Raw genomic sequence first — 14,271 nt, forward strand, 5'->3', positions numbered from 1 at the left:
GCCGAATACCAACCCGAATTTTTGAGCGTTGTCAGGCTGAGCCTGTCGAAGCTATTATGACTAAAAAGGGATAAATTAATAAAATATGAAGTTATATTGATAGGAAAAATATCTAAATTCGTGTAAGTTTTAAACAAAAAAATCAGAATGAAATACTCAAAAATTATTATCATTGTAACCCTGTTATTGTTTCAGTTGGGCGCAGCACAGGAAAAAGCAGATGTTGTATTAAATAAGGCTTTTAAAGAAGCTAAAGCTGGAAATAAAAATGTTTTGCTTGTTTTCCATGCTTCCTGGTGCAAATGGTGTAAGACAATGGAAAAGAATATGGATCTTCCGGAAACCAAGCCCGTTTTTAATAAAAGATTTGTCACAGCCTATGTAGACGTTCAGGAAAGAGGAGATAAGAAAAGCCTTGAAAATCCTGGTGGACAAGAGCTGATGAATAAATATAAAGGCGGAAATGCAGGACTTCCTTTCTGGGTAATTCTAAACCCAAAGGGAGAAGTGTTGGCAGACTCTTTTGATGATAAAGAAGAAAATCTGGGATCACCAGCCACACCGGAAGAAGTAAATACTTTTATTGCCAAACTGGGGAAAGCCTCAAAACTGAGTACTGAAGAATCACTGGCCATAGAGAAAGTATTTGTGAAAAAATAATAACTAACTAAAATCCCTGGGAAATTTCTGGACTGCCCTCAAAAAGTTAGACACTTTTTATTTTGGCATCTATTTCCAGCAATGACATTGCGAGGAGCGAAGCGACGAAGCAATCTATACAGTCTCTTCTTTTATTAAGTTTTGGCTATTTGTCATTTTTAAAGATGGATAAAGCCCACCCCTATTGAATTTTAACACCATATCTTTTATCTTTTATCTTTTATCTTTTATCTTTATAAAATTTTTCTGAATTTTTAAAGTAAATCTCCATCCCTATCCGTCATTCCTATATCAATAGCAAAGCAAATGAACCCAATCAAAATAATTCTTACAGGCGCTACAGGAATGGTAGGTGAAGGTATTTTAATGGAATGTCTTGAAAATCCAGAAGTTTCTGAAATCCTGAGCATAAGCAGAAAGCCCTCTGGAAAAACACATCCCAAGTTAAAAGAATACCTTATCCCTGACTTTCTTTCAATCGCCCTTCATGATGAAAAACTGAAAGGGTATGATGCCTGTTTTTTCTGTGCAGGAATCAGCAGTATAGGTATAAATGAAGAAGACTACACCAAAATTACTTACGATACAACCCTTCATTTTGCAAAAGCTGTTTTGAACCAAAATCCTGAAATGGTGTTCAACTATGTTTCCGGGGCAAGCACAGACAGTACAGAGAGCGGAAAACTGATGTGGGCACGCGTAAAAGGCAGAACGGAGAATGATTTGAAAAGAATGAATTTCAGAGGCACATATAATTTCCGTCCCGGATTTATGAAACCTGTTGAGGGTCAAACCAATGTAAAATGGTTTTTTAAACCTTTTATTTGGATTTTCCCAGTATTTTTTCAGTCAAAATCATTAACTTTACAGGAGGTGGGTAGAGCAATGATCTATGTGACACAAAAAGGATACCCTACATCTACTTTAGAAATTAGAGATATAAAAAATTTAGCACTATGAGAGGCATGTTAAAAAGAATTGTTCTGGTTATTTTTGTACTGTTGCTTGTGAATGCTGTTTCAGGATATTTTTATATGCAAAAACATCCTTTGGAAGGAAATAAATCAGGAAGGATTTTAAACTTTTCCGGAAAATCAGGAAAATAATCTCATTCTGAAATTTCTCATTCGAATATCATCTTATCTTTATCGGAAATAAACCTATTTTTTAAACATTTCTTAAAATTCCATTAAAATAATTGCGAAACATAAAGTTCATTTTTGTATTCATCTAATTGAAACAAAAAATGATCAACAACTACCTATTAAAAGGGTCTGTAATTGCCACATTCTTCTTTCAGAGCAGTCTTTTCGGGCAGACACTGATTCATTACTGGAATTTTAACAATAATACTTCTGCGGCTACTGTTACCACACCCACTTCTACTATGGTGAATGGTTCTCTTGCAGCTTTAGCAGGAGGTACAAGTATAATTGATTTTGCCGGCGGTACCGGACAGAATTTCAGCGTGCAAAATTTAAATGCCAGAAATGGTGATGGTTCAGGCACCCACTTAAGATTTAATAATCCGATTGGAGGAGCTTTGCAATTTAATCTTCCTACAACAGGTTACAATAATGTCATTATTAAGTTCACGACCAGAAGATCCGGCCAGGGAGCGGGTACACAGGCCTGGTCTTACTCCACAGACGGAAATACTTTTATACCATTCCAGACTGTGAGTCCTCAGGATGCCGATCCACAGCTTGTAACTCTTGATTTTTCTGCTATACAGTTAGCGAATAACAATCCTAATTTTAAATTGAAAGTAGAATTTTCTGCAACCGGAGGCGGAACAGGAGGAAATAACCGTTTTGACAACTTTACAGTAGATGCTACTCCTGCAGGTAGTCTTGACACTACTCCACCAACGGTTACTTATCTTCCTGCTAATAGTACTAATAATGCTTCAACTACTGTAAACCCTACGTTATCTTTTAATGAAAATATAAGATTAACAGATAATTCCGCAATCAATAATTCTAATGCACAGAATCTTATAGATTTCCGTCTGGGAAATTCTTCAGGTACACAAGTTCCTTTCACCACGACTTTTACTAACAATACCATTACGGTAATTCCTGCTTCCGGACTTGTGCCAGGGCAAACCTACTATTTAGCTCTTAAACCCAATATGGTAGAAGATTTTAATGATAATGGAATTACGGCTGTTACTTCCAGTACTTTTACCACTGCCGGAACTACAATTTCTTTGGAAAAGAATTTCGTCAAAGTCAATGAAAATGCCGGAAATCTTACATTAAAAATTAATATCAACAATCCTTCGACCTCTTCGGTAAACCTTGTTGTAAAACCAACACCTTTCAGTACAGCAGACAGCAATGATTTTACACTGGCCAATCAGACTATTAACATCACTCCGTCTACAACGAGTTATACCGTTAATATCCCTATTATTGATGACACAGTGTCAGAACAGCAGGCCGAATATTTTGTTGTGAGTCTTGAAAATCCTGTTGGAGCAACTATTTCAGGAGACAATTCTGCAACCGTTTATATTGTAGACAATGATAAACCGGCTCCGGTTCCTTCCCATCAGATTCAGCTGAATTATCTCCTAAGTTTTGATCCTTCAGGAAATAATAACAGTTCTACGGAAATTGTAGTTCATGATCCGTCAACACAACGCTTATTTACGATCAGCTCCATTACGGATGTTTTTGATATTATTGATTTCAGTAATCCTTCAATACCCTCAGTCATAAAAACAGTGAATATGGCTCCTTATGGAGGTATTACAAGCATCGCCGTGAAAAACGGAATCATTGCAGCCGCATCTCCTAACACTGATCCTCAGCAAAATGGATCTGTAGTCTTTTTTGACATCAACGGTAACTTCCTAAAGCAGGTAACTGTAGGAGCTTTACCGGACATGGTAACATTTTCCCCTGACGGGACCAAAGTTGTTACGGCAAACGAAGGTGAGCCTAATGATGCTTATACGATAGATCCTGAAGGTACCATCAGTATCATTGACATTTCCGGAGGTGTCGGAAACCTTACCCAAAGTAATGTAACGACTCTTAACTTCAATAGTTTTGATTCTCAGATAGCAGCATTAACAGCTACCGGTTTAAGAAAAGTAAGAACGAATAATACCCTTTCTCAGGATCTGGAGCCTGAATATGTCACCATCAGTGCCGACAGTCAGAAAGCATGGGTTACGCTTCAGGAAAACAATGCGATTGCTGAGATTAATCTGGCTAACAAAACGATCACAGGCATCTGGGGATTGGGCAAAAAAGACATGAGCATTCCGGGTAACGGATTGGATGCTTCAGACAATAATGGTGAGGTGTTAATTTCCAACTGGCCGGTAAAAGCCTATTATGTACCGGATGCAGTACAAAATTATAAGGTAGGAAACACCAACTATATTGTAACCGCTAATGAAGGTGATGAAAAAGATCTTTCAGGATTCAGCGAAAGAACGACTGTGGGAGCTAATAATTATACTTTAGACCCTGTATCTTTCCCTAATTCAAGCATCTTAAAAGCATCTTATAATCTTGGAAGATTCAGGGTTTCCTCTGCGACAGGAAATACAGACGGAGATACAGAATTTGAAGAAATTGCAGCATTAGGAGCTCGTTCATTCTCCATTTTCAATGCAGATACCAAGCAGATTGTCTACGATAGTGGTGATCAGTTTGAACGATATATTGCAGCTTATCAGTCCTTAATTTTCAATGCGGATAATGAATCCAATGCTGTCAAAAACCGAAGCCGTGCTAAAGGTCCTGAACCGGAAGGGGTGGCATTAGGAAATATCAACGGGCAGACTTATGCTTTTATTACATTAGAAAGAACAGGAGGTGTTATGGTTTATAATATTACAGATCCTAATAATCCTACTTTTACAGATTATAAGAATTCGCGTTCTACCTCCGCATACGGAGGAGATAATGGTCCAGAAGGAATCATTTACATCGCTCCTGAAAATACGACTACCCATAAAGGCTATGTGATTATTGCCAATGAAATCAGCGGAACTTTATCCATGTATGAAGTAGCCACGCCTGCAACACTTGGATCTGGTGAAATAAAAGCTGAACAGGCGACCTTCAATATATTTCCAAACCCTGTCAACAAAGGAAATACGCTTTATTTCAACAGAAAACAGAATTATGAATTGTACGATATGTCCGGAAAATTAATCAGAAAGGAAAAGAATGCTTTAACCATAAGCACTTCCAATCTTTCTACTGGAGTTTATCTTGTAAAAACTTCGGAAGGACAGATCAAGAGAGTTATTGTAAAGTAAATATATATTATAACACGCCATTCTATTGTAAAGCTTCGGAAAATCCGAAGCTTTTTTATTATTGAATCTAGAATATGCGTATGAAGACTTTTTATTTACAATGATTTAACTTTTGAAATGCCTGAACAAAGCATTTTATATCTATATTTATCCTGAACAAAAACCCAATTCACAATGAAAAATATTAAAACTGCAGGAATTCTTTGTTTCCTGCTGCTGGGAACAGCTACTGCTTTTTCACAATCCAGAAAAGCAGAATCTACAAAAGGGGTAAAAAAAACAGAAAGCGATAAGGTTGTACATGTAGAAGGTGTGGGCCACAAGCTCAATTACACTCTCAATGGAGGCGTTGTTGAGGTAGAAGGTGGTGACAACACCTTAACAGTGAAAGGAAGTGCTAAAAAAATTACGGTTTCAGGAACAGGTAATCAAGTATACATCGATAAAGTGGATAAAGTTTCCATGGAAGGCGGCGGCAATATGATCTACTACCGAACTTCCGGAACAAAATCGGGAAAGCCGGATGTTTCTATTACGGGAGTAGGAAATAAGGTTGTAAAACAATAAACATAGTTAGAAAAGCCTCATTGCATGTTTGGATTTGCATTAGATACTGGAAATTGTCCTGAAATTATCACATTAATAGATCAGGTAAAGAATATTGAAGGAGCTAACCCTATTGCTTATAAAAAAGTAAGACTAATGAATGTTCATAACGTACCCAGTCTTATTTCTGCTATAGAAAATGCCTCTGAAATTTATGAAAACAATGGTTTCATTTACAACCTTGATCAGGAAAATAATATTATATCGGGTACTTTTATCAGTAATATAAAAATAAGCAAATCCAAAAAAAATATCATTTTAAATGGTTTTGCATGGACTAGGCCTAAAGGATATCAAAAAGCTACTGATATGAAACTCAATAATGAAATGATTGAAAAAAATATCTGGAAAAACTTTAGAAAAGACGAACTTCAGGGATGGCTTGTTTATTCTTTACATTTTTGTAAACCTGAAATAATCAGAGAAAATATTAACATTCAAATTGATGGAAATGAATTTCACAGCTTAGATGGTTTTTTCTGCACACTTGGAGAAGAAATCCATGGAATCACAGGATATTTCGGACGCAATTTACCTACCCTTTCTGATTGTCTCAGTGGTGGCTTTGGGATAAAATCTATTTCAGAACTCCATTGGGTAAATCATAAAAAAAGTAAAAAATTACTGAAAACAAAGTTTAAACAAATCGTTGAGATTTTTGAAGATCATAATATAAAAGTTCTCCTGAACTGATTTTATCATCGGAAACCTGACGGGTTTTTAAAACCCGTCAGGTTTGGGAAGCTTAGCAGACTAAATATGCAAATAAAAAGACAGGCCTTAAAAAAAGCCTGTCTCATAAAAATATCTCAGATATATTTTACTCTACGTTGATTACCTTTTCGATTTCCGGAGCATGTTGTTTGATTGTATTTTCAACACCTAGTTTTAAGGTTGAAAAATTCAATGAACATCCGGAACAGTTACCTAAAAGTTTCACAAACACCTGATTATCTTTCACATCAATAAGCTCAATATCACCTCCGTCTTTATTCAAAAACGGTCTGATGCTTTCCAGAGCTTCCATTACTCTTGTTACGATATCTTCGTGTGTTATGTTTGTTTCCATATTTTTTCAGTTCAATTCGGTTTTTTCAAATTTTATTGAAATTATTATTATTTTGCTTTTGGTGAGCATCCTGCCATCGTGGAAATCTTCACCGCTTCAGTAGGAGGAAGATTTTTATTTCTTTCCACTAAACTTTCTACCATTTTTCTGGCAGTTTCTGTGTAGATATCTGCAATTTTAGATCCTTCCTGAAGCGCTGCCGGTCTTCCGACGTCTCCTGCTTCTCTGATGCTCTGGATCAATGGAATTTCTCCCAATACCGGAATTCCAAGATCTTCCGCTAAATATTGTGCTCCCTGGTTTCCAAAGATATAATATTTATTGTCAGGAAGTTCTTCCGGTGTAAAATACGCCATATTTTCGATCAAACCAAGAACCGGGATATTGATACTTTCCATCTGGAACATAGCAATTCCTTTTCTTACGTCTGCCAATGCAACATGCTGAGGTGTACTTACAATGACCGCTCCTGTTACCGGCACTTCCTGAATAATTGACAAGTGAATATCCCCTGTTCCCGGAGGAAGGTCAATTAATAAAAAATCCAGTTCTCCCCAGGCAGCATCTCTGATCATCTGGTTTAAAGCTTTTGATGCCATTGGCCCTCTCCATACTACAGCCTGATTGGCTCCTGAGAAGTATCCTATTGAAAGCATTTTTACCCCATAATTCTCGATAGGCTTCATCAGATTCTTACCATTTACTTCTACAGAAATTGGTTTTTGCCCCTCTGTATCAAACATGGTAGGCACTGAAGGACCATAGATATCGGCATCCAATAATCCTACTTTAAAGCCCATTTTAGCAAGCGTTACTGCTATATTTGCAGAAACGGTAGATTTCCCTACTCCTCCTTTACCGGAAGCAATAGCGATAATATTTTGAATTCCCGGAATTTGTTTTCCTTTGATCTGACTTTGCTGAATTTCACTAGGCTCCGGAGAAACGATTTTAAGTTTTAAATGAATGTCTTCTCCAAACTCACTGGCAAAAGCCTGTTTCATGGCAGCCTCCAGCTTTTTCTTTTCGTGCATGGCAGGCGAATGGGCAGTCATGTCGATATAAACATCGTTACCCATAATCTGAAGGTTATTCACCAAATCGTCTACTTCTATTTCTTTAAGGAATTCCTGAACCTTTTCTTTCGTCAACATATAAATATAAATTGTTTACAAATTTACGGATTTTTTCGGTAATTTAGAATCAATAAAATCTATAATATCAGGTGATAAATCAGATCGTTAAAAATTTCTTATTCTGTTTTTTTATTCTGATACCACGCCAACTCTGGAAAACAGCTGATATGAAAACAAGCCATTATCCTTCCCAATAGGCATAGCCAAAAGGAATTTCTATGGTTGGAATATAAAGTTCAAATGGTATGACCTCGCCGGTGATCCTTCAAAAGCTTCCCAGCAGGACATTGATAATGCACAATTGTGTATGAAAATACTTAAGAAAACTTTAAAAATATGAATACGGATTATCAGTTGGCTCTGTTTTTCTCATCAAACCTTACATTGCGTTCCGTTCCTTTTACTTTTTTATTTCCGAAAGTATAGGTTGCTGATACAGTAAGTCTTCGGGCATCGTAGTAATTGTTGTAAGAATGAGTTCCTGTGGTATAATAAATTTCACCCAGACTTTTCCCCTGCTTTAAGATATCTGAAACAAATACATTAAGCTGAAGGCTTTTTTCCATAAGATTAAGCTTCAGACCTGAGGTAAGATTTCCTGCAAACTTCATATAGGAATTTCCTGAATTGGAAGGCAGACGGAACCAGTAATTTAAGATAAACTGTACTGTTTTTCCGGCGTTGAGCGATATATTATTCTGAAAATCGAAATCATAACTATTTCCTTTTCTGGAAAGGGCATCCGTTGCAAAGACATCTGAGCTCATATAAGAATAATTGGCAGAAAAATTGGCTTCCCATTTTTTGAAAAAAGTATCAGAATAGGTAAGCGAAGCTCCCATACTGTTCTGATGGTAATAGTTTTCAAAAGTACTTACCCTGTTTTCCCCTTTCAGATTGGCCAACTGACCGAATGCTTCTACGGTTCTCTGAAAATACGCTGATGCCGATAATTTTCCTTTATACACATAGGAAAGTTCAAAATTATGATTGATAGAAGGCTTCAGGAAAGGGTTTCCGGTAAAATAAGAATTGATATTGATGTACCAGCGGTATGGATTAATCGCCCGGAATCCCGGTCTGTTGATTCTTTTGGAATAATTCATATTAAAAGTGTGATTTTCATTGCTTTTATAGCTGATATAGGCCGTAGGAAAAAATTTTCCGTACGAGTTTTCAGTCTGCTGTCCGGAAGTTAAAGAGTTTCCGTTCACCACAGAATATTCATAGCGTAAACCCGCTTTTGCAGACCATTTTTCACTGAATGATTTTTCAAAACTGATATAAGCTGCATAATTTTTCTCGTTATATTCAAATTCATTGCTTTTCAGAGGATCTGTGATATATTGTCCGTTCGTTAAGTTCTGATAGAATATACTGGAATTATTATCAAAATTAGTGAATTTCACTCCTGTTTCTGTCTTTGCAAACTGATAAGGCAGTGTAAGATCCGCCTGTCCGGAATAAATTTTATACTCTACCATAGACGGTGATTTTACTACAAATTTATCTCCTGAATTTTCTGTAGTAGCAAAATCAATAATACTTTCGGGAGTGTTGGAAAAATAATTTCCGGTAATACTCAGCTTATGATCCTGCTTTCCGAATTTCAGATCATAATAAGCACTGGCAGTATGTTGTCTCGCCGTAGCTCTGTGCTCCGCATCAGTCAGAAGTGTATTCGTATAAATCCCATTCTGAAAATAGTTGGAAGTATTCCTGATATCCATATTGGAATGTCCGAAACCGAAATCATAAATAAATCCGATATTGGACTTCTTATTAAGCAGATAATCCAGACTCAAATTGGCTCCAAGCCCATCTCCGAAATCTCTTCTGTTATCATTACTTTTAAGGCCGTCTGCTCCTTCTATCCAATAGTTTTCATAGGAATGTTTTTCATTTTTATTCTGCCTCAGCTTTAATGAAGTACGAAGTTTTTCATTCTGATAATTGGCTGTTACACTGTTTGAAGTCCCGGTATAGGTCTGCTGCTGAAGACTGCTGGTAAAACTTCCACTCCACCCGAGGTTTTGATTTTTCTTTAAAACAATATTAATCAGGCCGCTGTTTCCCTGCGCTTCATATTTGGCGGGAGGTGCTGTGATGACTTCAATTTTTTCAATATTTTCGGATCTGAGACTTTTCAGGTAGGTGACAAGTTCTGCATCAGATAAATTCAGAATTCTGTCGTTAATCATTACTGCTACTCCACTTTTCCCGACAATGGAAACACCGGTGTGATCATCTACTTTTACCAAAGGAGTTGTCGCAAGAGCATCCGCCGCATCCATTCCCTGTGAGGCAACAGAGTTGGATACATTGAAAACCAGTCTGTCTGCTTTTCTTTCGATCAGTTTTTTTCTGGCAGTAAGTGTAACCCCTTCGATTTGTTTTTCATTCTTTTTTTCAATAAAAAAGTCCTGTTTTACTGTTCCGTTGATCGCAATATCTTGATTGGATATTTCAATACCATCCCGGATAAGCGTAATATTATAGTTTCCGTTTTCTGAAAGTCTCAGTGAAAAATTTCCTTTTTCATCCGAAATAACGGTTTGCTTTTTCTGATTTTTGACCGCAATTACCTCAACGTAAGGAACAGGATTTCCGGTTTGAGTGATTTTCCCTGTTATCCTTTGAGCTAAGGCAACGGCTGGCAGCAGTATGATCACAGCAAGTACTATCTTCTTCATGAATTATATCGTTTTTAATAAGACAAACCGTGATTATCTTTTATTACATCACTTTTACTGTTTTTCAATATCTTCGCTTCATAAAATCAGAACATGAAAAAAGGCCTTATTGCATTTTCTCTATTTATTACCCAAATTATTTCTGCACAGAATTACTCCCAATATGTTAATCCGTTTATCGGAACCGGAGGCCATGGCCATACTTTTCCGGGTGCTATTGTTCCTTTCGGAATGGTGCAGCTTTCTCCGGATACAAGAATAGACGGCAGCTGGGACGGATGCAGCGGATATCATTATTCGGATTCTGTGATCTATGGTTTTTCTCATACCCACCTGAACGGTACAGGAGTTTCAGATTACGGAGACATTATGCTGATGCCCACCATGGGAAATCCTAGCCTGAACAGCAAAGACTATTCTTCAAAATTTTCGCATAAAAATGAAAAAGCAACAGCGGGATTTTATGCTGTCAAGTTAGGTAAGAACAATATTGATGTTCGTCTTACAACAACAAAAAGAGTCGGTTATCATGAATACACATTTAACAATGCCGGGAATGCCAATATTATCTTAGATCTTAACCACAGAGATAAACTTCTGGAAGGTGAAGTAAAGATTATTGATGATAAAACGATTGAAGTGTTCAGAAGAAGCGAAGCATGGGCCAACAACCAGTATATTTATGCCAGAATTGAGTTTTCAAAACCGATGAAAATTTCAAAAAAAGAGGCTAACGGAAAACAGGAAAACAATCTTTTTACCGGAACAAAGCTTGCCCTGGCATTCTCCACCAATGTTAAAAAAGGAGAAAAGATCAATGTAAAAGTTGCTATTTCTCCTACAGGCTATGAAGGTGCAGAAAAGAATATGCTGGCAGAAGGACAATCGAAAGATTTCGATGCTGTAAAAAAACAGGCAGAAACGAATTGGGATAAAGAACTTTCCAAAATTGAGGTGAAATCTGATGATAAAAACAAATTAGCCGTTTTTTATACCGCTCTTTATCATGTTTTCACACAACCAAACATTAATATGGATGTTGACGGAAAATACCGAGGCAGAGATAACAAGCTTTATACCACCAATGGTTTTAATTATTACACCGTATTTTCCCTTTGGGATACCTTCAGAGGTGCTCATCCGCTGATGACTTTAATCGACAGAAAAAGAACTGCTGATTTTATCAATACCTTCATCAAACAATACGAACATGGAGGAAAACTTCCGGTATGGGAGCTGGCTTCAAATGAAACAGAATGTATGATTGGCTACCACTCTGTTTCTGTGATTGCAGATGCTATGGCGAAAGGAATTCAGGGATTTGATTATGAAAAAGCGTTTCAGGCTGCCAAAGGATCGGCAATGCAGGATATTTTTGGATTGAATGCTTATAAACAGAATCATTACATCAGCATAGATGACGAACATGAAAGTGTTTCCAAAACTGTAGAATACGCTTATGATGACTGGTGTATTGCTCAGATGGCAAAAATTTTAGGCAAGAAAGAAGAATATCAGTATTTCATGCAACGTTCTCAGAACTGGAAAAACCTGTACAATCCTAAAACAGGGTTTATGCAGCCTAGAAAAAACGGAAACTGGTATGAACCTTTTGATCCAAGAGAAGTCAACAACAATTATACGGAAGGAAATTCGTGGCATTACTCTTATTCTGTACAGCAGGATATTCCCGGGCTTATTGCAGCTCATGGAGGGAAAGAAAAGTTCGAACAGTTCATTGATGCCATATTTACTGCTCCTGATAAAACAACAGGAAGAGAACAGGTAGACATTACAGGATTAATGGGACAGTATGCACAGGGAAATGAACCAAGCCATCATATTGCCTATCTGTACAATTTTGTAGATAAGCCTGAAAAAACAGATGCCAAAATCAAATACATTCTTGATCATTTTTATAAAAATACACCTGACGGCCTCATCGGAAATGAAGACTGCGGCCAGATGAGTGCCTGGTATGTTTTAAGCTCCATGGGAATTTATTCTGTAACCCCGGGATTACCGGAATGGGAAACCACAACGCCCTATTTTGACGAAATTAAAATTCATCTTGAAGACGGCACTACAAGAACAATTACTAAAAATACCGGCAGAGCTGAACTTAAAAAATTAGGATTCGAAAATATAAAACCTGCTAAAGATTTTAAATATGCTGAACAAACCGCTTCACCAGTAATTGCTGCAGACAGAATTTTTGATTTTTCTACCAAAGTTGAAATCACTCCATTGAACCCAAATGACAAGATATATTATATGACAATGGATGACAGTGACAGCAATAAAAGAAAGACGTTCTCAACTTATAAAGGACCATTCTCCATCACTAAAACCACTCAGGTAATGGCTTATGCTGAAAGAAACGGCGAAAAAAGTTCTGTAACCACAGCTCATTTCAACAGAAGACCTAATTATTGGGATATTAATATCCTGTCAAAAGTAACTCCACAGTACAGCGCTACCGGAAACCTTGCTCTTATCGACGGAATCAGAGGAGATGTTAACTGGAGAAAGGGTGAATGGCATGGTTATCAGGGCCAAAATTTTGAAGCTATTATTGATCTTAAATCCCCTCAGAACATAAAATCATTATCTTCCACTTACCTTCAGGACAGCAGAGCCTGGATTCTGATGCCTAAAAAAGTAGAATATTATGCCTCCATGAACGGAAAAGATTTTGTCCTTCTGAAAACCGTCGACAACGATGTTGATCCTAAAGACGAAAAAGTACAGGTCAAAAACTTTTCTACAGAAATTCTTCCTACCGAAGCCCGATACGTTAAAGTAAAAGCGTACTATTTCGGAAAACTTCCGGAATGGCACCAGGGAGCAGGTGGTGATGCTTATATCTTTATTGATGAAATTACTGTTAAGTAAGGAAGATGGAAGAGTGAAGATGGAGGTTTCTATTTGACAAATTACTTCCTATAGTCCATTTGTAAAAGAATTTGATTTTCAAAAATTTAATAAATAGATTAATATTAGTACTTAGTCTTTCAGAAACTTCCTTCTTCCAGCACCCAGCTTCCAACCATAAAAAATGCGCCCTTCTAAAATTGAAAGGGCGATTTTTTATCCATTCATTCTTTCAGACCATTGCAGGACTTCGGGAAGTTCTATATCAGAAAATTCGATATGAATGACTCTTCTTTTCTTTCCGTTGGTGGTTCGGTTGGAACCATGAAGCGTTAAAGGTTTCATCAACATAATTCCTCCTTTTTTAACGTTGCAGATTTCTTCTGTTTCTACAGCCCAATCAATAGTCTCGGGTCTGTAAATGCCTTTTGCATGAGATTTGGGAACTACCTTCAATGCTCCGTTATTTTCATCGGTATCATCCAGATGAATTCTGATGGTGTAGATATTTTCCAGAATATTCAGTGGAGGCTGTACCGCGAACTGATTTTGTTTGGTAGTCCATGGACCAAAGTTATCCAGTTCCAGTTTTTTATCTACAGAAATAGTCAGATCCTGATGATAAGCTACATACCAGTTGGAGGTTTCAGGCTTATCAAAATAAATAGTTTTGACCACAAAATATTTTTCTCCGAAAATTTCCTTGATTATTTTCTGAATATTTCCATTAAAAATGAGGTCTTTGATTTCCGGAACTTCTTTTAAAAACTGTCTTATGGCGAAAAGATCTTAAGACTTTCTAAAGTTTTCTTTGGAAGTGTCTACATTGTGCAGAACATGGCTGATGTCTTCTAACTCTTTCTGCGAAAACATATTATTGATAACAGCAAAGCCATATTCTTCAATATGGCTTTTATGATTTTCTAAGTTTTTTAAACTCATTGATAT

General features: G+C 36.9%; 10 protein-coding genes and 1 pseudogene. 7 read left to right on the forward strand and 4 right to left on the reverse strand.

What is annotated here, in order from left to right; genetic code table 11:
- The first annotated feature begins 147 nt into the window (after window positions 1-147).
- The 6 genes from BW946_RS12695 to BW946_RS12715 all read left to right on the forward strand — a co-directional run bounded on the left by BW946_RS12695 (window position 148) and on the right by BW946_RS12715 (window position 6,244).
- A complete protein-coding gene (locus tag BW946_RS12695; RefSeq protein ID WP_076596543.1) occupies window positions 148-660 on the forward strand; it encodes a thioredoxin family protein in 513 nt (170 codons plus the stop codon).
- A gap of 306 nt (window positions 661-966) precedes the next feature.
- Entirely contained in the window at window positions 967-1,620 is a 654-nt protein-coding gene (locus BW946_RS12700; protein WP_076596544.1) for an NAD-dependent epimerase/dehydratase family protein, read from the forward strand.
- Window positions 1,617-1,766 (forward strand): hypothetical protein, encoded by a 150-nt coding sequence (locus BW946_RS21430; RefSeq protein ID WP_170872084.1) that lies wholly within the window; start codon window positions 1,617-1,619, stop codon window positions 1,764-1,766. Before BW946_RS12700 ends, BW946_RS21430 begins: the two co-directional genes overlap by 4 nt.
- Before the next feature lie 140 nt (window positions 1,767-1,906).
- Window positions 1,907-4,945, forward strand: a complete 3,039-nt coding sequence (locus BW946_RS12705; protein WP_076596545.1) for a choice-of-anchor I family protein — start codon at window positions 1,907-1,909, stop codon at window positions 4,943-4,945.
- Between the two features lie 174 nt (window positions 4,946-5,119).
- Window positions 5,120-5,512, forward strand: a complete 393-nt coding sequence (locus tag BW946_RS12710) for a DUF3060 domain-containing protein (RefSeq protein WP_083688868.1) — start codon at window positions 5,120-5,122, stop codon at window positions 5,510-5,512.
- A 24-nt stretch (window positions 5,513-5,536) separates the two neighbouring features.
- The gene (locus BW946_RS12715) at window positions 5,537-6,244 is read left to right on the forward strand and encodes a barstar family protein (RefSeq protein ID WP_076596546.1); all 708 of its coding nucleotides are present in this window, start codon (window positions 5,537-5,539) and stop codon (window positions 6,242-6,244) included.
- A gap of 127 nt (window positions 6,245-6,371) precedes the next feature.
- On the opposite strand, the gene BW946_RS12720 is transcribed toward BW946_RS12715, so the two are convergent.
- The 3 genes from BW946_RS12720 to BW946_RS12730 all read right to left on the reverse strand — a co-directional run bounded on the left by BW946_RS12720 (window position 6,372) and on the right by BW946_RS12730 (window position 10,449).
- A complete protein-coding gene (locus tag BW946_RS12720; RefSeq protein ID WP_076596547.1) occupies window positions 6,372-6,620 on the reverse strand; it encodes a NifU family protein in 249 nt (82 codons plus the stop codon).
- A gap of 47 nt (window positions 6,621-6,667) precedes the next feature.
- Window positions 6,668-7,774 carry an Mrp/NBP35 family ATP-binding protein gene (locus BW946_RS12725; RefSeq protein WP_076596548.1) on the reverse strand — a complete coding sequence of 369 codons (1,107 nt, stop codon included), beginning with the start codon at window positions 7,772-7,774 and terminating at the stop codon, window positions 6,668-6,670.
- A gap of 332 nt (window positions 7,775-8,106) precedes the next feature.
- Complete coding sequence (locus tag BW946_RS12730) at window positions 8,107-10,449, reverse strand: outer membrane beta-barrel family protein (RefSeq protein WP_076596549.1); 2,343 nt, start codon at window positions 10,447-10,449, stop codon at window positions 8,107-8,109.
- A 93-nt stretch (window positions 10,450-10,542) separates the two neighbouring features.
- Between BW946_RS12730 and BW946_RS12735 the strand changes: the two genes are divergently transcribed.
- Entirely contained in the window at window positions 10,543-13,344 is a 2,802-nt protein-coding gene (locus BW946_RS12735; RefSeq protein WP_076596550.1) for a GH92 family glycosyl hydrolase, read from the forward strand.
- A gap of 195 nt (window positions 13,345-13,539) precedes the next feature.
- Here BW946_RS12735 and BW946_RS12740 read toward each other — a convergent pair.
- Window positions 13,540-14,265 (reverse strand): annotated as a pseudogene (locus BW946_RS12740) (phytanoyl-CoA dioxygenase family protein).
- Window positions 14,266-14,271 lie beyond the last annotated feature (6 nt).

The organism is Chryseobacterium sp. RU33C (genome assembly GCF_900156015.1).
GTDB lineage: Bacteria > Bacteroidota > Bacteroidia > Flavobacteriales > Weeksellaceae > Chryseobacterium > Chryseobacterium candidae.